At 64.3% G+C, this 23,479-nt stretch carries 28 protein-coding genes; 18 read left to right on the top strand and 10 right to left on the bottom strand.

The genetic code is table 11. The features are described from left to right. The first annotated feature begins 157 nt into the window (after positions 1-157). Both ACZI8W_RS06155 and ACZI8W_RS06150 read left to right on the top strand, forming a co-directional pair. Positions 158-1,294 (top strand): hypothetical protein, encoded by a 1,137-nt coding sequence (locus ACZI8W_RS06155; RefSeq protein WP_463367614.1) that lies wholly within the window; start codon positions 158-160, stop codon positions 1,292-1,294. Continuing rightward, a complete protein-coding gene (locus ACZI8W_RS06150; RefSeq protein ID WP_463367613.1) occupies positions 1,291-3,075 on the top strand; it encodes a hypothetical protein in 1,785 nt (594 codons plus the stop codon). The genes ACZI8W_RS06155 and ACZI8W_RS06150 overlap by 4 nt, the downstream gene beginning before the upstream one ends. Positions 3,076-3,548: 473 nt before the next feature. Here ACZI8W_RS06150 and ACZI8W_RS06145 read toward each other — a convergent pair whose 3' ends face one another. The 6 genes from ACZI8W_RS06145 to ACZI8W_RS06120 all read right to left on the bottom strand — a co-directional run bounded on the left by ACZI8W_RS06145 (position 3,549) and on the right by ACZI8W_RS06120 (position 7,428). Further along, on the bottom strand, positions 3,549-3,920 hold the full coding sequence (locus ACZI8W_RS06145) for a hypothetical protein (protein ID WP_463367612.1): 372 nt from the start codon (positions 3,918-3,920) through the stop codon (positions 3,549-3,551). Between the two features lie 415 nt (positions 3,921-4,335). Beyond that, a complete protein-coding gene (locus tag ACZI8W_RS06140; RefSeq protein ID WP_463367611.1) occupies positions 4,336-4,524 on the bottom strand; it encodes a hypothetical protein in 189 nt (62 codons plus the stop codon). A 32-nt stretch (positions 4,525-4,556) separates the two neighbouring features. Continuing rightward, positions 4,557-4,838 (bottom strand): transposase, encoded by a 282-nt coding sequence (locus ACZI8W_RS06135; RefSeq protein WP_463367610.1) that lies wholly within the window; start codon positions 4,836-4,838, stop codon positions 4,557-4,559. A gap of 651 nt (positions 4,839-5,489) precedes the next feature. After that, positions 5,490-6,485: a M56 family metallopeptidase gene (locus tag ACZI8W_RS06130; protein WP_463367609.1), complete on the bottom strand. Its 996-nt coding sequence runs from the start codon at positions 6,483-6,485 to the stop codon at positions 5,490-5,492. Further along, positions 6,482-6,868, bottom strand: coding sequence for a BlaI/MecI/CopY family transcriptional regulator (locus tag ACZI8W_RS06125; RefSeq protein WP_463367608.1), 387 nt, complete (start codon positions 6,866-6,868; stop codon positions 6,482-6,484). Before ACZI8W_RS06125 ends, ACZI8W_RS06130 begins: the two co-directional genes overlap by 4 nt. Beyond that, complete coding sequence (locus tag ACZI8W_RS06120) at positions 6,865-7,428, bottom strand: hypothetical protein (RefSeq protein ID WP_463367607.1); 564 nt, start codon at positions 7,426-7,428, stop codon at positions 6,865-6,867. The genes ACZI8W_RS06125 and ACZI8W_RS06120 overlap by 4 nt, the downstream gene beginning before the upstream one ends. A gap of 168 nt (positions 7,429-7,596) precedes the next feature. Here ACZI8W_RS06120 and ACZI8W_RS06115 point away from each other — a divergent pair, with 168 nt between their 5' ends. The 3 genes from ACZI8W_RS06115 to ACZI8W_RS06105 all read left to right on the top strand — a co-directional run bounded on the left by ACZI8W_RS06115 (position 7,597) and on the right by ACZI8W_RS06105 (position 9,915). Then, positions 7,597-8,310, top strand: a complete 714-nt coding sequence (locus ACZI8W_RS06115; protein WP_463367930.1) for a DsbA family protein — start codon at positions 7,597-7,599, stop codon at positions 8,308-8,310. Further along, positions 8,310-9,173, top strand: coding sequence for a cytochrome c biogenesis CcdA family protein (locus ACZI8W_RS06110; RefSeq protein WP_463367606.1), 864 nt, complete (start codon positions 8,310-8,312; stop codon positions 9,171-9,173). Before ACZI8W_RS06115 ends, ACZI8W_RS06110 begins: the two co-directional genes overlap by 1 nt. Positions 9,174-9,519: 346 nt before the next feature. Continuing rightward, entirely contained in the window at positions 9,520-9,915 is a 396-nt protein-coding gene (locus ACZI8W_RS06105) for a RidA family protein (protein ID WP_463367929.1), read from the top strand. A 9-nt stretch (positions 9,916-9,924) separates the two neighbouring features. Here ACZI8W_RS06105 and ACZI8W_RS06100 read toward each other — a convergent pair whose 3' ends face one another. Then, on the bottom strand, positions 9,925-10,464 hold the full coding sequence (locus ACZI8W_RS06100; RefSeq protein WP_463367605.1) for a putative immunity protein: 540 nt from the start codon (positions 10,462-10,464) through the stop codon (positions 9,925-9,927). 103 nt (positions 10,465-10,567) lie between these two features. Here ACZI8W_RS06100 and ACZI8W_RS06095 point away from each other — a divergent pair, with 103 nt between their 5' ends. Together ACZI8W_RS06095 and ACZI8W_RS06090 are read left to right on the top strand one after the other, a co-directional pair. Continuing rightward, the gene (locus tag ACZI8W_RS06095) at positions 10,568-10,756 is read left to right on the top strand and encodes a ChaB family protein (protein WP_463367604.1); all 189 of its coding nucleotides are present in this window, start codon (positions 10,568-10,570) and stop codon (positions 10,754-10,756) included. Positions 10,757-10,851: 95 nt separating this feature from the next. After that, positions 10,852-11,199 carry a hypothetical protein gene (locus ACZI8W_RS06090; RefSeq protein ID WP_463367603.1) on the top strand — a complete coding sequence of 116 codons (348 nt, stop codon included), beginning with the start codon at positions 10,852-10,854 and terminating at the stop codon, positions 11,197-11,199. A 31-nt stretch (positions 11,200-11,230) separates the two neighbouring features. Here the strand turns inward: ACZI8W_RS06090 and ACZI8W_RS06085 are convergent, their stop codons facing one another. Both ACZI8W_RS06085 and ACZI8W_RS06080 read right to left on the bottom strand, forming a co-directional pair. Beyond that, positions 11,231-12,337, bottom strand: coding sequence for an alpha/beta hydrolase (locus tag ACZI8W_RS06085; protein WP_463367602.1), 1,107 nt, complete (start codon positions 12,335-12,337; stop codon positions 11,231-11,233). 24 nt (positions 12,338-12,361) lie between these two features. Then, positions 12,362-12,796, bottom strand: a complete 435-nt coding sequence (locus ACZI8W_RS06080) for an anthrone oxygenase family protein (RefSeq protein ID WP_463367601.1) — start codon at positions 12,794-12,796, stop codon at positions 12,362-12,364. Positions 12,797-13,315: 519 nt separating this feature from the next. Between ACZI8W_RS06080 and ACZI8W_RS06075 the strand changes: the two genes are divergently transcribed. The 9 genes from ACZI8W_RS06075 to ACZI8W_RS06035 all read left to right on the top strand — a co-directional run bounded on the left by ACZI8W_RS06075 (position 13,316) and on the right by ACZI8W_RS06035 (position 20,072). Continuing rightward, the gene (locus ACZI8W_RS06075; protein WP_463367600.1) at positions 13,316-13,957 is read left to right on the top strand and encodes a dihydrofolate reductase family protein; all 642 of its coding nucleotides are present in this window, start codon (positions 13,316-13,318) and stop codon (positions 13,955-13,957) included. 143 nt (positions 13,958-14,100) lie between these two features. Then, positions 14,101-15,363 (top strand): MFS transporter, encoded by a 1,263-nt coding sequence (locus ACZI8W_RS06070; RefSeq protein ID WP_463367599.1) that lies wholly within the window; start codon positions 14,101-14,103, stop codon positions 15,361-15,363. 6 nt (positions 15,364-15,369) lie between these two features. After that, positions 15,370-15,774, top strand: coding sequence for a MerR family transcriptional regulator (locus tag ACZI8W_RS06065; protein ID WP_463367598.1), 405 nt, complete (start codon positions 15,370-15,372; stop codon positions 15,772-15,774). A gap of 120 nt (positions 15,775-15,894) precedes the next feature. Then, on the top strand, positions 15,895-16,035 hold the full coding sequence (locus ACZI8W_RS06060) for a hypothetical protein (RefSeq protein WP_463367597.1): 141 nt from the start codon (positions 15,895-15,897) through the stop codon (positions 16,033-16,035). A 54-nt stretch (positions 16,036-16,089) separates the two neighbouring features. Then, positions 16,090-17,655 carry an MFS transporter gene (locus tag ACZI8W_RS06055; protein WP_463367596.1) on the top strand — a complete coding sequence of 522 codons (1,566 nt, stop codon included), beginning with the start codon at positions 16,090-16,092 and terminating at the stop codon, positions 17,653-17,655. Between the two features lie 107 nt (positions 17,656-17,762). Then, positions 17,763-17,981, top strand: coding sequence for a GlsB/YeaQ/YmgE family stress response membrane protein (locus ACZI8W_RS06050; RefSeq protein WP_463367928.1), 219 nt, complete (start codon positions 17,763-17,765; stop codon positions 17,979-17,981). Positions 17,982-18,037: 56 nt separating this feature from the next. Next, on the top strand, positions 18,038-18,520 hold the full coding sequence (locus tag ACZI8W_RS06045; RefSeq protein ID WP_463367595.1) for a DinB family protein: 483 nt from the start codon (positions 18,038-18,040) through the stop codon (positions 18,518-18,520). 116 nt (positions 18,521-18,636) lie between these two features. After that, positions 18,637-19,209: a carboxymuconolactone decarboxylase family protein gene (locus tag ACZI8W_RS06040; protein WP_463367594.1), complete on the top strand. Its 573-nt coding sequence runs from the start codon at positions 18,637-18,639 to the stop codon at positions 19,207-19,209. Next, positions 19,206-20,072: an RNA polymerase sigma-70 factor gene (locus ACZI8W_RS06035; protein ID WP_463367593.1), complete on the top strand. Its 867-nt coding sequence runs from the start codon at positions 19,206-19,208 to the stop codon at positions 20,070-20,072. Before ACZI8W_RS06040 ends, ACZI8W_RS06035 begins: the two co-directional genes overlap by 4 nt. Positions 20,073-20,199: 127 nt before the next feature. On the opposite strand, the gene ACZI8W_RS06030 is transcribed toward ACZI8W_RS06035, so the two are convergent. Further along, positions 20,200-21,156 carry an ERCC4 domain-containing protein gene (locus ACZI8W_RS06030; RefSeq protein ID WP_463367927.1) on the bottom strand — a complete coding sequence of 319 codons (957 nt, stop codon included), beginning with the start codon at positions 21,154-21,156 and terminating at the stop codon, positions 20,200-20,202. A 164-nt stretch (positions 21,157-21,320) separates the two neighbouring features. On the opposite strand from ACZI8W_RS06030, the gene ACZI8W_RS06025 reads away from it, so the two are divergent. Beyond that, entirely contained in the window at positions 21,321-23,138 is a 1,818-nt protein-coding gene (locus tag ACZI8W_RS06025; protein WP_463367592.1) for a plasmid pRiA4b ORF-3 family protein, read from the top strand. 49 nt (positions 23,139-23,187) lie between these two features. Beyond that, positions 23,188-23,319, top strand: coding sequence for a hypothetical protein (locus ACZI8W_RS06020; RefSeq protein WP_463367591.1), 132 nt, complete (start codon positions 23,188-23,190; stop codon positions 23,317-23,319). Positions 23,320-23,479: the final 160 nt, after the last annotated feature.

Genomic DNA, 23,479 nt, shown 5'->3' with positions numbered 1-23,479 from the left:
CCCCGGCTTGATCCATCGACTTTCGTTCAGCGGTGTATGCCGCTGTCCTAGCAAATCTCGATCCTGATGATGCAGGGAGTTTCGCTGTGCCTATTTCACCGTGCCCGCAGTTCGATGTCAACCGAACGACCTCCACCGTTTCGGGGGGTGATCGCTGATGGGACGCCATGCCGCGATGAAGTCGGCGTCGCCGGTCGAGGGGCCGATATCGATGTCGGGTGTCGCCCAGCGGGTGCGGGCATCCTCGTGCGAGCAGGGCACGGCGTCGCCTGCCGGTTCCACCGTGGCCCCGGCGAGTGCGTCGTGGACCGACATCGACGACGCTCACCGTCGCCGTGCCGATGCCCTCGCAGCTCAGGGCCGGGTATTGCCGTCGTCGGTGCACACCGAGCGGGCCGTGGCGGTCGCCATCGGGATCTGGGTCCGCACCCCGCCACAGGCGCCGGCCGCGGATCGTGACGCGGTGACCGCGTTGGCGACGGTCCTGCAATTGGATGCGGATGACCGCGGCACCGTCGACGCGGACACGGTGCTGATGCCGAGGGAGATCGAGCGGGTGCTCGCGATGAACCCGCGTGGCTGGTCCCCGGTGTCGATACCGACCTACCGCGCCTACCTGACCGCTGCGGGCCGGGTGGTGCATCCGGCATTGTTCCCGCCGCTGCGCTGCCGGTCCCTGACCGAGATTCGTCGGCTGAGTGTGACGCCGGGGGCGGTCAAGGGAGCGACGTTTCGTGTCGCCTCACGTGAGGACGAGGTCAACGCCTACGGGTGGGCGCAGCGTGACAGTTCCTTCACGCGCCGCGCGCAGGTTGTTCTCGACCTGGTAACCGGGGCCGGACTGCGGGCCGCGGAGTTGCGGCGCCTGCGTTTCGGTGACATCGCCGCCCGGAACCTTCCCGACGGTGTGGTTGTTGCGGTCGTGTCCGTCACCTCATCCGGTCGGCGCGTGCGGCGGGTGCCGATCGTGGATGACGGCAAGGCGCTGCGGCTGCTGAGGGTGTGTGAAGGGCACCGCGCGGAGGCGTTCGTGCTCGCTCCCGACGGAGTCTACGTCGAGCGGAACGCGGTGAATCGGGTGTCCGAACGCCTCAGCAAGCGTGGTTGTCCGCCAATAGATTTCGAAGCGCTGCGCAACCGCTGGGTCGTCGACATGGCGAGTCGGGTTCCGGCTGCGATCCTCACCTCCCTCGCGGATGTCTCGCGTGAGGACCTGCACCGGCTGGTGAGGGCGTTCGACGTGGTCGAGGACATCGATGCGCTGAGCTCCTACCTGCGGGCGGTGCAGCAGTGATCTCTCCCATCATCCGTGAGTACGAACTCGACCACGATCTGTTCGACGAGGCACTGACCGTCATTGACCGCGGGGGCGCCGATCGCCTCATCGAGGGGTACTGGGAGGACGAGCGCGGCGCTGGTGGGCGGCCCCGGAAAGGCCCGCGGTACACGATTCGTGCGGTGTTGGTCGCCGCCCTGACCCTGCTGATGCTCGGGCGGACAGCCAGTATCAAGCAGATTCTGGGAGCGATCGTGAACTTCACCGAGCGTCAGCTGACGGCGGTCGGTATGGCAGGCGAGGACCTGTCGGTCGTGCTGGAGCAGTGGAACCGTGAGTACAAGGTCTTCGACGGGTGGCTGAACTCGCGCCTGAGGCCGCTCGACTCGGGATCGGATCTACCGGCCAAACGAGTGACGAACGAGACGCACCGCAGGCAGGTCAGTGAGCGGACCGCCGAGCAACGCGACATCAGTGCAGCCGCCGTGGAGCGGGCAAGGACCGTGACCAACCGGATCGTCGCGGGCAGTGTCCTCGACGCGCACCCCGAGAGGGCTGTGGGGGACGTGGTGGCCGACGAGACGATCATCCGGTTGGCCGGTCCATCCGCCGGTCTCGGCAGCAGGCCAGACAAGCGCAGGGGTGCAGCGTATCTCGGCAGGTACCACGTGCAGAGCAGGAAGAAGGTGGACAGCACCGGTGCCACGGTCATCGAGACCCACAAGGCCGGATTCAGCGTCGGTGTCACGGCATTGACCCGGATCGGGCCGCGCCACGCCCTTCACGCGGTGACCCCGGTGATCACCGCGATCGACATCCACCACCCGAATGCCGCCGATGTCGACGGCCTTTCTCACGCGCTCGAACATCACCACCGCAACGGCTTCGACTGTCGCCGGGGCGGTCGACACGCCTGGCCGCTGCTGACCACCGATATGGGCTACATCACCGCGTCGGGTTTCGGACGGCTGATGCTCGACGGCAGGTACGCCCACGTCTCCCGTTACCCGAAGCATTGGACCAAGGTCCTGCCCTCCTCGGTTCCTCCCGGTGCCCCGTCCGGGCAGCAGCTTCCTGGACCGGTGCAGGGGCACGGAGCCTTCTACTGCCCGGCAGCGACCCCCAAGCTCGGGCCCGTGCTCGTGCACCGCACCCGCGACCTCCTCGAATCCGACGGGTTCCGCGCACACGATCGACGCCTGGCGAACCTGCTTCCACTGCTGATGGGCACCAACTCGCGTCCCAAGCTGGCACGTCCTACCCGGGGACGCCCGCGGCTCGGGGACCCGTCGCCGGCCCAGGTCGTCAAGCTGGATCTTGTGTGCCCGGCGGTGCAGGGACGCTGCCGCTGCCCGCTCAAGCCAGAATCACTGACCTCGGCACCCGTCGACGCACCGCTGGTGGAGCCGACCTGGCCGGCGACGCAGTACACCTGCTGTGAAAAGTCCTCCACCACCGTGACTTTGACCGATGAACAGTTCAAGCGAGCTCAGTTTGGGTTGGTACCCGGATCGTGGGAACACGCCACCTACTACGAGGCGGCCCGCGCCCTGACCGAGCAGCGTTTCAGCATCCCGAAGTCGCAGCACGTCACCGGCTACCAGGACCTGACCTGGGCGCCGCGGCGCGAACCGATGCTCAAACTCATCATCGCGCTGTCGGTCGCGACCGCCAACTGGGCGGTACAACGCAGCTACGCCAACCGTGCGGCGTTGCGTGCCGAATCGATCGACATGCGGATGCGGCAACTCGCCCGCGACCTCGGTCGTGATCCGACGAAAACTCCTCCGCGAACCTGACCCGCGCTACCTCCGATGGGGCGACCGGCTACCGCCGATCGCCCCATCGGCGTGTCTGCACCGGGGCGAATCTTCGGGAACGTTCACCGAACACCAGTTCGAGTCTGTCTGGGGTCCACCGTGGCAGATCCGCTCGTCCGGCAACGTCGACGACGAGGCGCCGCGGCGGAGTGAGCCGTGACGCGAACCAGGGCCCGGAAGTGCGACACGTACCTTCCCAGGACAATCACGCAAAATCTCGGGAGATCGGTGGACAATGCTCTGGACCGCTCCGCGGGTTACCCGGGCCGACCAGGCTTCGTGGACCCCACACAGAATGCAGTTCGATGAATTGCAATGAACGAGGCCCCGAACTCGATAGAGTTCCGGGCCTCGTTTTGGGTTATAGGTGCAGTGGAAACTCACCTGTCACGACAAATACGGCGGTCCGAGATATTCTCCCCTGTTCGACGACGAAGACCGAGGCGGCCGATTCATCCTCCCGCACGTTCCGCGAGATCCAGGCCGACGATGACCACCACCATGATCATCGTGGCACCGAGTAGCGGCCACACCCACATCATCGCCTGACGTCGCGCGGCAGCGACGACTCCCATGACGGTGCCGACGACAGCTACCGCGATGCCACCCCAGGTGACTGCGAACGCAGCGGTGAGATAGCCCTCCCGGCAGCCGTCCGGGCTGCACGAATCCGTCGCCATCGGGAAGAGCAGGGACAGGACGAACGCAACGGCGGCGAACACGATCGTCGCGACTATGAACAGAGTGGTCACGACGGCATCGATCGTGCGACGAGTGGACCGTTGTGCGCCTTCGCCGGCACGGTCGTGGCTCATCGAGGTCATGTGTTCATTGTTCGGCGCGGTCGACCAGGTGTCCTGAGTGGCTCTACTCGAGTGCACGGTGAGAGCGATCAGGTCGTGCGTTCTGGGGCGATCGAGCATCGAAGTTGTGCTCGACGTGAAACTGGTTCGGTGCCGGCTTGGAAAGTGCAGGATGACGGGTGCCCTCGAGCACACCTCGACCATTTCGCCGTGTTTGTCCGTTCTTCCACACCTGGGGATAAGTGTGTTGAGCGATGCGCACGATCGCAGCGGTGCGGTCGCGGAAGGGTTGCGAACTGCCCGACATTCTGTGAACAAACATGATCGAATGTGCACATCAGTACGTACGTGAAGCCGGCCGAGTGGCGCGTACGCAGGGTGTGCATCCGCAGATCGCGCACCGATGGTTCCTCGAGGACCGGATGCCGGTGCCTGCTCACCGGTTGGCATCGGGCACCTTCTGGGTCGACGTTCCCGATGCTCGCTCGTGATGGTGCCGCTTGCGTCCGTTGACCTTCTTGCCCGCATCGTATCCGCGACTCGACTTCGGCACGGTGTCCGCGCCTCGCACCGATTGCGAGTCGAGGATCGCGGCCGTCGGCATCGGGTCGCGCCCCTCGTCCACTCGGCAGCCTCGCGTAGGGCATCGTGGATCCGTTACCAGGCGCCGGATCGGACCCACCGAGCGAAGATCGCGTAGACGGTCATTGCCGGCGGGAACTCCGACGGCAGTTGCCGCCACGCGATACCGCCGCGCACCACGAAAAAGATCGCGTCGAGAACCAGCCGACGGCAGTGCTTTTCGAGATGTCCTCCGCGTTCGGTGTGGTTACCGGCGGCGGGAGCAGCGGTTCGAGGATCGACCAATGGGTGTCGGTGACCGACGAGGACGGATCCACCCGGTACCGGTGCCCGGCGTCGTTGTCGGGGGTAGGACATGACGGGCGCAGCTCGATGAGCGATGATGACAACGTGGCTCCTGGCTTGGTCGTGGCGTAAGCACCTACTGACCTACCAGGAGTCCACTTCAGTTGTCTTTAGCCACGCCGGTGGCCTCGAGTATCAGCGTTCACAAACACACTCTTACAGAAACGAATCCAGACCTGCCGCACCCGCACCTTCGCCCCCTGTGTTCATCGTGAGACCAATGCGGAGTCTAGAGATGACCTCCGACAGCAGGAATGTGGAGTCTGCGGCAGCAGATGAACCTAGAGCCCCCAGAGCGAGCTTGCGGTCTGTCAGTCCCTCACAACTCCCACATGGGACATCGGGACCAACGCTACGCGTCAACGAGTGCGTGACTCGCGGTGAAGAACCTGGTCGTCCTTACGGCTCTGACTGGCATCTGAACCTTCCGTGTCGTACCCGGTACGCCATGGCTACTACAGAATGTAGTAGATAGTGGTCGGTGTAGTCGTCGAAGCTAGGGATGGGTGCGCGGCGTCGGGCGAGTCGCAGCACAGAGGGCGACGGAACGCGCGCAAGGTTTCGCCGCATCTGCGCTGGTAGGTTATCGATGCGTGTCGAATGCTGTTTTCTGCCAGCAGCTGCGATCAGCCACACGAACTCTGGATTCCGTGATGGCGTTGGCTATGCGGATAGACCACAACCCGCGAGGACGACACGGAAGTACGGCCCGTGGACAGCAGCCGTGACGATCGTGAATACGGCCAGTTGGATTCCCAGCGCCGACACCGGCACCACAGCAGAACGAATACGGGACGGAGCCACGATGTGCCCGATCCGATCGGGGCCGGCCGCGTGGAGTTCCGTACCGACGGCAGGGCACCCCAATGGTTCGATCGGACCGCTTTCCCGGGCACCGATTTTGAGCAGTGCCTTGGCGAGGGCGGGCGTCCCGCAGTGGCTACGCGCGGCGTTGTCTGCTGCGATCTCCAAGTAGTGCGGAATGCTGTCGGCGATGGTCGCTATCAGAGGCACTCGTCGCATCGGCCATACGAGGGCATCGAGGAAGGTCAGGATCATGTGATGGTGTTGCCGCAGGTGGGCTTGTTCGTGAGCGAGGACTGCCGCGAGTTCGTCGGGTTCGAGTGCCGCGTACAGTCCGTCGGATATGACGATGCCGCCGGATCGTTTCGGCAGGGAGAACGCTATCGGTTGCGGATCGTGGAGCAGCATGACGCGGTGCCCGATGACATACGTGCTGTGAGCCTGGTCGGAAACCGACTGGGCGGCAGAGCGTGTGGCGCGCCTGCGGCGCATCCACCGAGACGCTCCCACGCTGATGAGTGTGAGGAGAGCGAGTGCCGGAACGAAGAGCAGCAGTAGGACGGGTATAGCTGTCTTCACGGTGTTCGATGCGAACGGGTTGGCCGCATCGAGGCACTGCTGGCAGACGTCGGCGAGCGGCGTGGGAAGCAGGCTCGGGCCGGTGACCATCCAGGCCGTCATCAGGCTCAGTGACGCTGCCGCCAGCAGCCACAGCAGCAGACTGCCGGTGAGCAGGAGTATCGCCGTGCGAGGTATCCGCATCAGGAGCGGCGCTGCGGAACGCACGAGCGTCGGCCCGCCTACCGCGGCCGCAATCACGACGACGGCAACGAGCGCCGGGACGAGGAGGTTCATTCCTGGCTCCCTCTCTGTGCGAGATAGTCTCGCAATCGTTGCGCGTCATGAGGATCGATCGAGTCCATGAAATGCACGATCGACGCAATGCGATCGTTGCTGGTGGACAGTGCCTGCTCCATGAGCTGAGCGGCGTGAACCTCACGCGTGTGGAGCGCCGTGTAGAACACCGACCGCCCGTGCTTCTCCGAGCGCACGAGTCGCTTGCGCTCGAGGTTGGTCAAGACAGTGGCGATCGTGGTGTATGCCAAGTTGTCTCCCAGATGGATGATGACTTGCCGGATCGTGCATGCTCCGTGATCCCACAGCACGTCCATGACCTGCTGTTCCAGTGCGCCGAGGCGCACCGGCTCGAACGCTCGCGCTCGTTCGTCTGACGTCATGACGCCACCACCTCCCGGGAGCGGGGGAGAGGGCAGGAGGCCTGCCCTCGCAACCGCCAGAGGACAGCGAGGGCGGACAGCCAGAGTGCGGCGACCGCCAGCACGGGTTGGAGGGGAGCGAACCAGGTCAGTGCCCCGGTGTATCCGAGGGCGAGAAGTGCGATCTTGTTGCAGACTGGGCAGCCGACCGCGAACCAGGCCAGGACCCCGGCGGCTCCGCCGAGGCGTGCGCTGTATCGGTCCGAATCGTCGTGGCTCGTCGCACGCTCCGCTGCGTGCTCGTTCGGGGCAGTCTCGGCGGGGCGCACGTACGTGGCGATGAGGATTCCGGTCAGGATCGATGTGACCGCCCACACCGGATAGTTCCATGGCACCGGCAGGATTTCGCGTGTGAAAACAGGATTCGGGATCAGGACGGTGGCGATACCGACCGTCGCACCGACGGCTGTGGCCGCCACGGTTGCTGTGATCATCTGCCTGGGACCCCAATCGCGCAGGGCGCGGGCGGCGAGACGGAGCGACAGCTTCTGCCGGCTCGCCCAGCGGGTGATGCGACTCATTCTTCTACTATGCCCGATAGTCGACTACCTTTCATAGTCGACTACCTTGCATAGTAGATCTCTGTCCCAGTCGTTCTTCTGTCCCAGTGCATCGCAAGAGGGTCCTCGTCCCAGGTGCCCACATCACAGCAGTGACGCCCCAACCTCCGATATGTCAGGAGCAAGAAAATCTCCGAGAAGGCCACTCCCACGCGTTCACTCCCCTGGAAACTCGTAGCCGTTGGCGCGATCGTTGTTGCGCTGCTGGCTGTCGGTATCGCGATCGGCTCGCAGACGAAGAGCGGCGGCGAATCCACAGCTACCTCGCAGTCGACCGAGCAATCGAATCAGCTGGCAGATCTCGCGCGCCGGGACGGAAACGACCCCTTCGCCATCGGCGACGTCGACGCTCCCATCGTGATCATCGAGTACGCGGACTTCACCTGTCCGTACTGCGGGGTCTTCGCCGTCGAGACGTTCCCGACACTATTCGAGGACTACATCAAGCCCGGTCACGTCCGCTTCGAATGGAGGGACACCCCTATCCTCACCGACAACTCCGAGAGCACCGCGATGGCGGGACGCGCAGCGGCGGAACAGAACCTGTTCTGGGAGTTCTATCAGAAGATGTTCGAACATACGGTTGCCGGGTCGCAGGACTACAGCCGCGACGCGCTGATCGGTCTCGCCGGCCAAGTGGAAGGGGTCGACGTCGGCGAGTTCACCGCGGCGTTGGATGATCCCGCGCTGGCGGACGCGGTCCGACGAGAGGGGGCCGAATCCCAGTCCCTCGGCGTGACGGCGACACCGACATTCATCGTCGGCACCGAGGTCCTCCAGGGCGCGCAACCCCTCTACGCATTCGAGCAGGTTCTGGACGCGCAGCTAGACGGAGGCAACTGATGGACATCGGCTATCTCGGCGCGTTTCTCGGTGGTGTACTCAGTCTGTTGTCGCCGTGCTCGGTGATGCTGCTCCCGGCTTTTTTCGCCTATGCCTTCTCGCACCCTGCCACCCTTGTCGCACGCACCGGCGTGTTCTACCTCGGCATGATCACGACCCTTGTTCCGCTGGGCGTGTTCGCCGGTACGGCCGGTGCATTCCTCAATCAGAACCGCGGGCTGCTGCTCACGATCGTCGCCGCTGTGGTCGTCGTCTTCGGAGCGGTGCAGCTGGCAGGCATCCCGGTTCCGGGGCTGTCGCGAAGCGGACAGACCGGGGATGCCGGGCGTGTATGGACGATCTATGTCTTGGGTACGGGTTACGGAGTTGCCGGGGTATGCACCGGCCCGATCCTCGGCTCAGTGCTGATGGTCGCCGCTGTGGGAGCGAATCCAGTCTACGGGGCCATTCTGCTCGCGATCTATGCGGCCGGAATGGCCCTTCCGTTGCTTGTGCTTGCGCTCGTGTGGAAGAGGCGGTCCGGCAGGCTCCGCAGTTTCCTCACCCCGCGTGAACTAACTATCGGACGCTGGAGCAACAGTTGGCACGCAATCATTGCGGGGGTGTTGTCCGTTGTTCTCGGTGTGGTGTTGCTGTTCGTTGCGCGTGACCCCGAGGCGGATGGCCTCCTGCCGATCGCAGTTCAGTACCGGATCGAAACCGGTGTCGCGGACTTCGGCCGGAACGTGTCGGATGTCGTCGTTGTGGCTGCGTCTGCGGCCGTCGCGGTGATCGGTGCGGTCGTGTCGTCGTTTCGACACACCGCCAGAAGCGGCATCCCCGGGAAAAATGTGGGTGGGCGCTCGTGTGATGCGGGACAGTGAAAGGCTAGCGGTCCGCACATCGCCAGAACCCAGCATGTGTGGGCTCCTCCGGCGAGGGGTGTTGTCCGTCGCTGAAGGTGCCGAGGACGGCCGTTGGTGGTCGAGGCGATCCGTCGTGCACGCGATACCGCCGCGCACCACGAAAAAAGATCGCGTCGAGAACCAGCCGAGCACACCGAGCGTGTTCACGTTTGCTCACCAGAAGGCAACGGTTCAGCGCAACCAATGCCGAGCCAGGAATATACGACACAAGGTGTCGTAAATATTTGGGAGGCTTGGTCCGTCACGGTGGCTTCCGCGCTGCTGGGACGCACGCACTGTCGAATCGAATGGAGCTGATGTGGCAATGGAACGTATTGCGGTCAACCCGGTGAAGTGGTCGATGGAGATGGGATTCAACCAGGGCGAGATCGTCTCCGGACACACCCGGACGCTGTACTGCTCAGGGCAGACTGCGACGAACAGTGACGGTGAGCCTCAGCATGACGGCGACATGGCGGCACAGTTGACGCTGAGTCTCGACAACCTGGAGGCTGTGCTCGGCGAGGGCGGTATGTCCCTCGCGAACCTGGTCCGGCTCAACGTCTACACCACCGACATCGATCTGCTCTTCCCACACTACGGACTACTGACCTCGCGGCTGGCCGCTGCCGAGGTGGCGCCGACCAGCACGTTGCTCGGGGTGACACGGCTGGCGATCCCCAGTCTGATGATCGAGCTGGAGGGGACCGCCGTCGGGTAGGGGTCGGAATCAGCGGGAGGCTCGGAGCGAGGCGTCCAGGACGGTCATGAGGTGCGCAGCACGGCTCCTGCCTGTCGGCACAACGGGATACCGGCACAGCACGTCGATCAACACCGGCGTTGCTCGTGTACGCGCCCGCTCGATCATCTCGTCCCCGACGGCAGGGTCGTCGCCGGCTTCGATCTCGGCGATACGCGCTACGTTGGCTGCCGCACGAAGGATGTGCCCGACCTGGTGGGCCTTCGCGATCGGATGCAGATAGGCAGCCGAGGCGGCGTCGCCGGCGGCTTGTGCCGCCAGACGGGTGATCTCGGTGGGTGCGTCGCCGGCCGCGCGGTGCGCGTCCATCGAGGTGACACGCTGGCGTTTGGTGCGGCGCGCACCGTTGATGAACTCCCAAGCGGCATCCAGGGCGGCACGCGGTCGGGGATCGTCCGGTGTGGTGCCCTCGAACAAGGGGAGCACCTCCTGCGCGGACTCGGCGACGTAGCGGGCCACTACGCGCAGTTCATCGTGCGTCAGTTCGAAGTCGCCGGTCACGGATGCCATACCCGATCCTCTCATTGTCGAAGTGGCCCGATTTGCACCGCGGCGCCGCCAACCGACCCACAATGGATGACAGCACGTCCGTCGCCGACGAAGAGGTGTCCAAGTGGATCGGTTCGAGCTTCCGCACACGCTGCGTCGATCGTCGAAGGAGGTGCAGGAGCTGTACGGGACTGCCTACGAAGCTGCGGCCGAGCGGGTTGGCGAGGGCGAGGACGCCGAGCGCGCCGCGTACGGGGCGGTCAAGGAGAAGTACGAGCTCGAGAACGACCATTGGGTACCGAAGCAGGATTGATTCTCGGCGACAGGCTCGGTGAACGTCATCGACCGCCGGTCGGCTGTTCGTGTTCGTTGGTGTCTCTGTCCTGACCTTCCGGATACGGTGAGGCCATGAGCGACATTCCCAGCCACTGGATTCCGCACCGTCGTGAGGACGGGGAGATCATCGGTTGGATCGACCTCGAATCTCAGGAACCGGACCTCATTCCGATCGACCGCCTGGGTCGGCCCCTCCCATCGGTCCCTGATTGGAACGCAGCCGAGGAGGTGCTCGACGACCTGGGCCTGCGCTTCCTGATGAACCGATTCCACTACCGCGGGCACACCGTGCGGATCAGGCACCTCTACGAGGACTGTGTCATCGTCACCACCGCGGTGTCCGATGCAATAGGCGACGTCGGGCAGGAGTTCGCCCTTCCTTTCCCAGCGGGCCCTGATCTCACCGAGGTTCCAACGTAGTGATCGATCCGCACTGACCGATCGGGGCGAATCACTGGGTGGGCGGCAAACTCAGTGCGTCGGCGAGGAGCGGCCAGGACTGGTGGAAGGCGTCTTGCCAGTAGCCCCACGAATGGGTCCCTTGGGGCTGCAGGTCGAAGGTTGCCGGGATCTCGAGTTCGTTCAGACGTTTCTGCAGGTTCGTCGTGCACCAGTGCACCGCGGCCTCGATCACTCCACCGACCACGACCTGGTTCGCCAGTGCGAGCGCCTGATCCTCGACACTCGCGTCGGGTTCTTCGATCGTGAACTCATTGCCGAGGGTTTCGTGCGGGCCGGGCAGTCCGGTGGCGTCGGAGATGAACAGCTCGGTTCCGCGTAGACCTTCGGCATTGACCACGGGATCGTTCTCCACCCACGCCGGATCGTCGTCCTCGCCGTACATGTTGCGGACGTCGCCGCCACCCCAGGTTTCGACGACGAGTTTGACGAATTCCTTGCCGATCGGATCGGATGTCTGTGCGCAGCCGCTGTAACCGGCCGCCGCGGAATAGAATCCGGGCTTGGCGATTGCGTATTGGAGCACCGCGGTTGCCGTCATCGAGTTCGCCGCGATGGCCTGCACCCCGTTGGTGCCCAGCGCGCCATCGACCAGGGGCGGAAGTTCTTCGAGGAAGAACGTCTGCCACTTGTTGAGGCCGAGGTTCGGATCTTCGCGCTTCCAATCGGTGTAGTACGAGAACGCGCCGCCGATGGGCATCACCACGTTGACGTCCTGCGTCTTCAGGAAGTCGCCGACGTCGGTGTTGGCCCACCACGTTGCAGAATCGGTGCCGCCGCCGGCGCCGTTGACCAGGTACAACACTGGCCGAGGAGTAGATGCGTCGCGTGGACGCTGGACTCGGACCGTGATGTCCTTGCGCATCGCGGCGGAGTGGACCTGCAGGGTCAGATACTGTCCGTCGATCTCGCTCGAGACGATTCGGGAGCCATTCGGCGACACCGGATCCGCAAGCAGGGATTGCGTCGCGACGATGGGATCGCTCGATACCTGATCCTGCGCGAACGCGATGCCGCCACCGGCAGTGGCTGCCAGCATCGCCGCAATTGCTCCAGCAACGACCGTGGTCTTGATTCGCCTTGTCGATACCGACCGCATCTTGGTCCTTCCCCCCAGTTTGCTTCAGCCGATGAGTCCCACACCGACAAGAACGAGCGACGCGAGGGACGATACCGTACGCACGATATTGAATGTGTTCCAGCGGGGATGGAATTCAGCGAATCCGATACGTGTGGAAGCGAGTGAATTGTTCAACGGAACGTTGACGATGACGGTAACGATCAGGGAGCCGACCAGGCTGACCGCTGCCGCGACGAAGAACCACAGCGCTGACGACCCCTCTGCGAAGAACCCGGATACGAGAGCCAGGATCGGAGCACCGAAGAAGGGTACGAACAGCCACGGGGTGAGGATCTTCTGATTCATGCTCCGCATGGCGAGGTCGGCTGCGTCGGCGTCGATCGCTTTGAGCCCGGGGATCACCGACATCGAGAACGAGTAGTACGTGCCGGCGAGAGTTCCGTGCAGGACGAGTGTGATGAGACCGAGTATCGACATGCAGGCATGATGCTCCTTCCGGTCGTGGGCGACAACGTGAAGGCTTGTCGTGGTGTGTCATTGGCCTTGTAACGCTGCACCGTCGACCGCGATACATAGGCGAATTATCGAGATCGACACAACGTCGAAGGGTGCATCATGTTCAGAAAGCTCGCTCTGGTCGGTGCTGTGTCTGTGTCGCTCTGCCTGGGGTCGGTGGGGACTGCTGCTGCGGATCCGGTGTCGCCACTCCCGGTTATCGACAATTGGGGGTGCAATTCGGAACCGCTACGGTGCAATGTGCTGAACCCGCTTCTTGCGATTCTCATCGGAATCGCGACCGGGTCGACCGACGGTGGCGGGCTCACCGGTTCTTAGCTCAGCCGGCCTCTGGGCGCCTCGCTGACGCACGACCCTTATGTTCCGCCGTCGCGGGAGCACGTTCGTTGTCGCGACGCGTGATGACTTTCGCTGACGCGGAGAGTCTCATCCTGTGTCATCAACAGCTGTGTCATCAACGACGAATCGTGGAGAACCGAAGTGAGTCAACTGCTGAGAGTCCAGAACTTCACCGTGTCGAGCGACGGCATCGCTGCAGGTGAAAAGCAGAGTTTCGAGAGCCCGTTCGGTCTCGACCACGGCGATCTGCTCGCGTGGGCCGGTGCTACGGCGAGCTGGCCCAATCGCACCGAGCCCGGTGGAAGTCGCGGCCTCGACGACTACTTCGCACGCGACTTCACACACAACATCGGCGCCGAGATCATGGGGCGAAACAAGTTCGGTCCGCAACGTGGCCCCTGGGCCGATCACGAATGGCTCGGATGGTGGGGTAACGAACCGCCGTTCCACACGCCGGTGTTCGTGATGACCCACTACGAGCGCCCGTCGTTCACGCTCGGCGATACCACGTTCCACTTCGTCGACGGAGATCCGGCGATGGTCCTCGAGCAAGCAAAGACGGCCGCGGACGGCAAGGACGTCCGACTCGGCGGAGGGGTCACCACCATCAAGGAATTCCTCGACGCGGATCTCGTCGACACCCTGCATGTGGTGGTGTCGCCCGTGACCTTCGGTAGTGGCCTTCGGTTGTGGGAGTCGCCCGACGAGTTACTCGATCGGTTCCACCTCGACGTGGTGCCCAGTCCGAGCGGCGTCACTCACCACTTGTTCTGGAGGAAGTGACCGCGCGGCCTGCCGTGCGACCGTGGAACCACTGTGGATCAGTAACTGGCCGAAATCTGTGCGCGGTCGCAGGTGGAAGCACCGTGTGGACAGCGCCACAGAGGTTGACCTTGACGCTGACGTCAACCTTTTACGGTCGTTCCATGATTTCGCAGAAGCACACGAATCGCGAGGGGGCTGGATGGCTGCTGTGCCTCCTACTGGTCACGTTCGTCATCGGCACCGATGACTTCATCATCGCCGGCCTCCTGCCGGCTATCGCCACTGACCTGCACGTGAGCGAAGCGGCCGCGGGACAGCTGGTCACCGTCTTCTCGATCACCTACGCGGTGGCCGCGCCTCCCATCGCTGTAGTGACGGCCCGGTGGCCGCGCAAGACGCTGATCGTGGGAGGCCTGCTGGCCTTTGCAGCACTGAACATCGTGACGGCGTTCGCCCCCACCTACGCTGCTCTCATGGTGCTGCGGGTACTCGCCGCCCTGGTGGCCGCATCGATCACGCCCGCGGTATTCGGTATGGCAGGACGACTCGCCGCCCCCGAACGAGTGGGCCAGGCGATGGGCGTGGTTGCGGCAGGACTGACCGTGTCCCTGTTCGTGGGGGTGCCGATCGGTTCGCTACTGGGGACCACCTTCGGGTGGCGCTCGACGTTCGTCGCGGTCGCCCTGCTCACCGTGGCTGTGCTGATCGCCTGCGCCGCGCTACTTCCGCACCTGGCCGGAGCGCCGGAGATCGGAGTGCGTCAACAGCTGAGCATTCTGTCGCGTCCTGCCATCCTGACCTGCGTGATCGGCACCGTGATGGGTGCCAGCGGCGGGTTGTTGGTCTACACCTACATCGGCCCCATCACCGAGGCCCTCAGCGGCAAGAGCGGCGGAATGCTCGCGGTGTTCGTCGGCACAGTCGGTGCGGCGGGCGCGATCGGTACCTTCGTGGGCGGACGCCTGACTGACCAGTGGGGAGCGGATAGCACGCTGATCGCCACCTTCGCCGTATTGGTCCTGGCCACGGTGGGCCTGTCCACGATCGGCCTGCTGGGGCAGGGGGCCGCCCCAATCTGGATGGTGATCGCGGCTCTGGCGGTGTACGGGTTCGCCGGATGGGGATTCAACCCGCCTATGAATACCCGCGCGCTGAATCTGGCCGGCGACGCCGGGACCGAGGCCGTCGCCCTGAATACGAGTGGCCTCTACGTCGGAATCGCCATTGCTGGCGCACTGGGCGGCGCTGCGGTCACTGTCTTCGGTGGCACCGGTGCGGCGATCGCAGCTGCCGGGATCGGTCTGGTGACGCTGGTCGTCATGGGCCTTTCGATTCGCTTCTATCCCTCGGGTACCGCCCAGTTAGTTGGTTCCGCCGACGCTGGTTCGACGGGTCCCATCGAGTTCAACAGAGCATTAGAATAGGAAGCAATGTCCCATCCGAAGACAATGCAGATCGGTGAGCTGGCGAAACATATCGGTGTCAGCTCCCGCTCGTTGCGTTACTACGAGCAACAGGGACTCTTGACACCCTCCCGCGACACGAACGGCTATCGGCTCTACGATCCGCTCTCAACCGTCCGGGCCGACAATATAAAGCGGCTCTTCGAGGTCGGCCTCACATCGACGGATGTCCGCCACTACATTGAGAACGGCTGCTTGGACCGGCCATTGATCGAGTCACCGCGTTGCGCCGGTGAACTGGACACGGTACGAGAGCGGCTCTCCGGATTGGACGAACGGATCTCGCGGCTTCAAAGCCTTCGAGAGCGTCTGGCTGCGCACCAGACCGCAGTAGCGCACTCCATCGAGGCGGACGGCCCTTCTCCAGAATAGCTTTTGGGGGCGTGATTATCACCAGCGTTGATGCCTTTGCGGCGCAGCAACGCCCGATTGGTCTTGGATGTTACGCCTTGTCGCCACAAACCTCTTCCGGCCGCGTACGCGCTGCAGGCAATGTGGCCGAGCGCGATCACCTCACCTTCGGTCGCCGAAGTACTACCCCGAGCCGACGACCTGCAGCAGGAAACCATGCGCGCCAACGAGGTTCCCTTGCCATCGTCATTTGCTGTGCTGTCGATCGGTCAGATCGGCTGAGGTGACTTCCTGCGAACCGGACCGGACGCACAGCCGATCACGCACCATTGTTCTGTGACCACACCCCACGAGGGCAGTCCCACCCGGGCACCGCTGGTTCTGGCGTCGTTGATCCTCGTCGCGGCGGTGGCGAACCTTAATCTCGCCGTCGCGAACGTCGCGCTGCCCGACATCGGGAAGGCGTTCGACGCAACCCAGACGAGCCTGAACCTCATCGCTGTCGGGTACTCGCTCGGTCTTGCGGCGTCCGTGCTCTACCTCGGCGCCATCGGCGACCGCTACGGACGCAAGACCATGCTGATGCTGGGCATGACGCTGTCGGTCCCCGCGTCGCTCGTCGCGGGGTTCGCACCGAACGAGGAGATCTTGTTTCTTGCGCGTGTGGTCGGGGGGATCTCCGCCGGTCTCGCCTACCCGACGACGTTGGCGCTCATCACCGCTTTGTGGTCGGGTGCCGCGCGCACCCGTGCAATCGCATTGTGGTCGGCGATCGGCGGCGGACTCACCGCACTCGGACCGCTAGTCGCAGGGTCGCTGTTGGAGGGGTTCTTCTGGGGTTCCGTCTTCCTCGTCACGATTTCGCTGGCGCTTGTGGCGCTCGGGCTGACCGTGGTGTTCGTGCCGAGCCACGTCAACGAGTCCACCGATCCTGTCGATCATCTCGGCGGCATCGTGTCGGTGGTGCTGGTGGGGTCGCTCGTCGTCGGAATCAACTTCGCTCCGGTCGACGGCATGATGACAATTGCGGTGTCCGCGCTGGTGATCGCTGCGGCGGCCTGTGTCCTGTTCGTGCTTCGGCAACGACGTGCGCGGAACCCGCTGTTCGATCTGCGGGTCGCGCGTCGCCGGATCTTCTGGGTCGCGGCCGTTGCGGGCATCATCGTGTTCGGCACCCTGATGGGGACGATGTACATCAGTCAGCAGTATTTGCAGAACGTCCTTGGCTATTCGACGCTCGCGGCAGGCTCGGCGGCGTTGCCCGCGGCGTTCGTCATGGTGCTGGTGGCGCCGCAGTCGGCGAAACTCGTCGAAGCACACGGGGCGAGGTTTACGCTGTTGCTGGGGTACGTCGCGATCGTGGTGGGCTTGGTCGTTGCCCTGACCATGTGGGGCGAGGACGCCCACTACTGGGTGATCGCGCTCGGCTTCATGTTCCTCGGTGCCGGCGTCGGCCTGGCGGGGACTCCGGCATCGCATTCGCTGACGGGTTCGGTTCCGGTGTCGCGGGCCGGAATGGCGTCGGGTACCGCGGATCTGCAACGCGACCTCGGTGGCGCTATCGTGCAGTCCATCCTCGGTGCGCTGCTCACCGCGGGGTACACCGCGTCGTTCGCGGCCACCATCGACGCGAATCCGCAGGCGTCGTCGGTCAGCGAACAGACGCAGTCGGCACTCGAGAAGTCTTTCGCCGGCGCCGCGAACATCGCACAGCAGTATCCGCAATACGCGCAGCAGATCATCGCCGCCGCGCGCGCGGCGTTCCTCGACGGCGACACGCGCGCATACGCAGCAGCGATCGCGATTGTCCTCGTTGGCGCAGCACTGGTGTTCTTCGTGTTCCCGAAGCGCGATGCGGAGCGTGAGTTGCTGGCCGGGTATGCCGCTGAGGACTCGGAATAGGCTTCTGCGTCATACCGTGCCGTGGCGGCGAGCGCGGAATTGTGTGAATCCGTTGCCCGATGGGTACTCGGCGTCAGTACTGTTGAGGTCCGGGTCCGGCCGGTTGGATCGGCAGCAAGGTCATGGGGACCGACGCGCAGCAAGGCATCATTCTCAACATTGTCGTGGGCATCGTCGGAGGGTTGCTCGGAGGATTCTTGTTGGGGCTGTTCGGAGTCGATGTCGAGGGTGGCGGCTTGATCTTCAGTTTCCTGACGTGCCGGCTCGGAGCGGTGGTCTTGTTGTTCGTGGTCAAGGCTGTCACCGGGCGTGGTGCCCGTCGTTGACAGTCGATACACGCTGATGCCCAGCACCGGGATGTGATCGGGTTATCCTCGCGTGCATGGCAGAAACCGACGTCGACGAGATACACCAGGCCGTGGTGGCGATCGCGGACGAGTCGCTGGAACACATGCGGAAGATTCTGTCTCGGATGAGCTATCAGGTGGCGAACACCGTTCCGGCGTTACCCGGCGCCAACAGTCCATATGCCATCGTCACCCACTGTGTCGGTATGACCGACTATTGGGGCGGATCGCTGATCGCCGGCCTGCGCATCCCACGCGACCGAGATGCCGAGTTCGAGGCGCAAGGCGACCCGCGAGACCTGTGTGACGAGATCGAACGGCTGCGTCGACGATTCCCCGGCTGGGTGAGAATCGCACTGACCGAAGGTATCCGCGATCGCACCGCCATCGGTACTACGCGAAACAACGCACAGACTGCCAGTCCGACGTGGGTGCTCCTGCATATCGTGCGTGAGCTGTCCCAGCACCTCGGGCAACTCGAGATCACTCGCGATCTGCTTTCGACGAACGATCACTGACAACTGCCGGGGCGGTCTGACGTCGGCGATGCCGGCCCTGAATTCTTGGCAGCGGCTGTCACATTTCCGATGTCGCCGGTGTCTTCATGTCGAAGCCACTTTTGATCGGAGGAACCATGACCACCAGGATCCCGACGGCAGAGATGACCGGCGTCTACGGCGAACTCGTCAAACGCATATCGCGACGTATGGTCGGCAACGTACCTGACGGTGTAGCCGTGTTGTGGCACAACAAGAAGGTGATGAACTTCAGCCTCGGTGTCGGTCGCAAGGTGAAGAAGTGGGATCGATGCGACGAGAATTTGAAGTCGCTCGCCAACATGGCGGTGGCGGCGTTCGTCGGATGCGAATTCTGCCTCGATTACGGATATTTCGAGGCACACAACAAGGGCCTCGATGTGACGAAGGCGCGTGAGGTCCCGCGGTGGCGCGAGTCCGCTGCGTTCACACCGCTCGAACGCGACGTGATGGAGTATGCCGAAGCGATGAGCTCTACTCCGCCGACCGTCACCGACGAGTTGTCGGCCCGGTTGCTCGATGCGCTCGGCCCGGCGGCGCTGGTCGAGTTGACGGCACACATCGCGTTCGCGAATTTCGCTACTCGGTCCAATATCGCACTGGGCGTGAGGTCGGAAGAGTATGCGGCGAGCTGCGATCTCGCCCCACTCGCCGTAGCGTCGAAGACATGAGCGACGATCCGTTCGTCACCCACCGCAGCCTGCTCTTCACGGTCGCGTACGAGATGCTCGGTTCCGCAGCCGACGCCGAGGACGTCGTCCAGGAAGCTTGGCTGCGGTGGGACGCGGCGGATCGTGCCGAGGTGCGCGATGCCCGCGCCTATCTGGTTCGGATCGTGACACGGTTGTCGCTCAATCAGATTCGAGCGTCGACGCGACGACGCGAGGAATATGTGGGGGAGTGGTTGCCGGAGCCCCTGCTCACGAGTCCCGATGTCGCCGACGACGTCGAACTTGCCGAGCACGTCTCGATCGCAATGCTGACCGTGCTCGAGACCCTTGCGCCGACCGAACGAGCAGTGTTCGTGTTGCGGGAGGTATTCGATACTCCGTACGAGGAGATCGCCGCGGCGGTGGAGAAGACCCCTGCATCGGTCCGGCAGATCGCGCATCGTGCCCGCCGACATGTCGCCGCACGACGACCGCGGATGGACGTCGACCCCGTCGAGCAATCCGCGGTGGTCGACAAATTCCTCGCGGCAGTCACCACCGGTGATCTGCAGGCGCTACTGGACGTTCTTGCCCCGGATGTGGTGGCGATCGCCGACGGTGGCGGATTGGCGCCGGCGTCGCGGAAACCGATTGTCGGAGCCGAGCGCCTGGCGTCGCTGCTGGTCCGGTACGTGAACGTTCGAGATTTCGAGGTGACGGCCGCGCGGATCAATGGGATGCCGGGCGCACGACTCTCCGCCGGCGGCGGCACGGTGGCGGTGAGCATCGTGATGGAGGGCGGCAGGATCACGCACTTCTACGGGATCGCGAATCCCCACAAGCTGGGGAGGATGGACGCGGCGGTGGATCTGACCGGGATTTGACGGATGAAGCTATTCGTCGACCCCAGCCGGGGTGGGTAGGGAAGGCGGTGCCTGCAGATCGTGCGCCTGGAAGAGCACCGCATGTTCTACGCCCATCGCGCTGCCGCTCGTGGCCAGGATCAGCAAGTCAGTCGGAGCCGTGGGCGTTGCGCCAGGCGGCCCACACCTCGGGGCGCAGCCTGCCACGATCCGGCACGTCGATGCCCGCCCCGCGTGCCCACGTGCGTACCTCGGCGGTGGACGGTTCCGTGGCGTCAGCATTCTTCTGCTGCGGTGCGATCCGGTCGCGGGCCGCATCCTCGATACCGGTCCAGTCCTGCGCAGCCGCGAGATAGCGGTACGTCCACTCCTCGGCGAGTTGCCGGGTCTCACAGAACACGATCGGCACGCTCGGGTAGCGGATCTGGAGTTCGGCGAGTCCGTCCGCGATCACCGCCGGTCGGACCCGTTCGAACTTGAACACCGCCGAGTAGCGATCTTCGACCACCACGGCAGCGCGCGGCAGGGCAGCGAGTTCGGCCATCGCGAAGCGGAGTTTGCCGCCGGTCAGGCTACCGACCAGATCGGCCAGCGATTTGCGTTCGACGGAAGCGACCAACCGGTCGTCGACCATGAGGCCGTAGTCGCCACACGGCAGCGCACGGCTGACGGTGACGACCTGCTGACCGGAGAACTTGTAGGCGTAGCGCTCGTGAGAATCGACGACGATGGTCAGGTCGGCGATTCCGGCAGCTCGAGCGGTGGGGGTGCGCACATTCGGACGCGCCTGCTTGCGGGTGCGCGGCGATTGCCAGAACACGGCGTCGCGTCCGCGGGCTTTGGTGAAGACGATCTGAGACCGGTTCTCCCTGCCCCGATCCAGCACTACATCGATTGCAGCACCGCGACGTACACAGGAACGCAGCCCCACCTGCTCGATGATCTCGGGGTCGTCGGGCCATTCACCGGTCGGGACGGGATAACAGAACAGTGCCTTGGTGCGTGGCCAGGTATCGGAGGTGCGGAACACCAGTCCGCCCGAGAGAGGCAGCCGCAGGAGGAACGGCAACCGTGAGTCGGGGTCCGGGTTGCGGGCGATCACCATCTCCACGGCGCGCGATTGCCTTTCGGTCGACGGGTCTTACCGAGCAGTGTCCGGTACGCGGTGAGCGGCGACAAGTGGTCGGCGGTCGCGATCGACGCGTGGTCCCGCGACAAATAGGATGAACCCCCGCTACCGTACGCCGACGAAGGGTTCGCCTGCCGGAGATGTCCAACAAGAACAGAGGCTCAGCGGGGCAGAAACGCGCCGCGAAGGCCAAGAAGCGGCAGCAGAAGAACCAGGCGACAGTAATCTCGCTGGCGGATCGGTCTCGGCAAGGTGCTGTCGAGGAATACCACCGGCTCGCCCCGGAACTCTATGCGTGGCTGCTCGAGAGCGACGTGGCGCCCGATGAGCAAGTGGCCGCGCTGGGTGTTGCCAGCGTCGAACAGACCGTGAACATACTCGCAGACGAAACGATCCGGTTCTCGGCGACCGCGTGGCGCCCGTCGGACATCGACCACCTGCTCGGGGTGGTGCTCCACGGTGAGGACGCTCGGCATCTGATCGCAAGCCATGCGGCGGCCTACCTGCTTTTCCTCGCCGAGTCGGACCTGTGGACCGGATCGGATGAAGATCTGTCGCACTGCATCGACATGGTGGACGAGTACATCGAACTCGAGGCACCGGAGGAGGCGGCCTGGGACGAGCTGGTTCCCAGCATCGCCCCCGACGTCGAAGTTGCTGCGCTGAACGCGCTTCCACTGGTGCAGCAAATGTCCGCACTGCTCGACTGGGTCGGTTCGTCGCGACCGGTCACCTCCACGGGGGCACTGAAGCTAGCTGTGGTCCCGGAAGCGGCAGCGTTGTTCGGTCACTCCGTCACCACCGCGGCCCGCCGCTCCACGACCGGAGGTTCCTCCGACGACCCGCCGCATCCGGTGAGGTCCATGTGGGATGTGGCGGGACTGTCGGAATCGTGGAAGATCGCGCAGAGCACGGGCCTTCTCGTGAGCGGATCCACCGTCGTCACGCCCGGACCGGCCGCGGGACTCTGGCACGACCCGGACTCCGACCCCGACGCCTTTCTCGCATTGCGCCGGGATGTCGCCTCCGCCTGGCTGGTGACGAGTCTGTCTTCCCGCGGCAGCACAGGCCTTGCCTCGTTCCTTCAGACGTTCGATCAGGCGGTCACCGTCGTGTTGATGCTGGGGCTCGGCGACACTCCCGTGCCGTGTGACCCGGAGGAGAGGCGGGCACAGTTCGAGGGGGCACCCGACGGGTTGCTCGCCATCATCGACATGGTGGTGACCACCCGGACCCAAAAACTCGTCGAAGACGGGTTCTTGGACGTCACAAGCGGTGCATTCCGGGTCCCTGATCCACTGAAACCGGCAGTGCATCATGCACTCACCGTGCTTTTCGGCGAGGGTGACGTCGTCGAGCATGAGCCGGGTCGTCGATACACCCTCAAGATCTCACTGCGAGGTATGAAGCCCCCGGTGTGGCGGCGGATCATCGTCGACGGCGCAATGCCCCTGTGCTGCCTGCACGACACCATCCAGGCGTGCTTCGATTGGGACGACAGCCATCTGCACCAGTTCACCGAGGGGACCCGGAATCGGACCGGTCGTACCTATCTACCGGAAGACCAGATGAATGACAATTTCATGTTCGGTCTCCGTGACACCGTGGCCGAGGAGACCGTAGCGGTCTCCGAAGCGCTTCCGGAGGTGGGTTCGAAGCTGACCTACGAGTACGACTTCGGCGACAGCTGGATCCATGAGATCGTCGTGGAGTCGATCGGCGATGTCGATCCGGACGCCCCGCGCGCGGTATGCACGACCGGACGTGGCAGGGCACCCGCCGAGGATTGCGGGGGATCGTGGGGTTGGGAGCACGCCGTGGCCAGCGCCAATGATCCGTCCGCGGACGAGCACGACGAGATGCGCGATCTTCTCGGTCTGACGCCCGGGGAACGTGTCGACCCGAAGGCGTTCGACGTCGACGTGCCGAACACGCGGTTGCAGCGGTTGTTCCCCTGACCGCGTTCGGGGCTGCCGTGCAGGCGTTCCGGACCCAACCGAACGGGGCATGATGATGCGGTTCTCCAACGCCACCGGCCGCCAGGTGGTCAGCTCCGCAAGCGCCGACATACTCGGGCAGATCGCCGGGGTCGTGGTGGACCCGGTCGGCAGTCGAGGGATCGCGATGCAAGTGAAGTAGTCCTCGCATGGCACGGTGTTGCCGTGGTCGAGGATCGCCGCGGCGCGAGCACACCGACCACCAAGGGGGTGGACCCCGCCCATGACCGGTTACCAGCACCCTTACCGCGGGAACCTTTGGCTGCGCTCACATGTCGACGCCGCAGGAACGTCACCTCATT

This window comes from Rhodococcus ruitaii (genome assembly GCF_055230935.1).
This window is presented reverse-complemented; position numbering and strand designations above follow the sequence as displayed.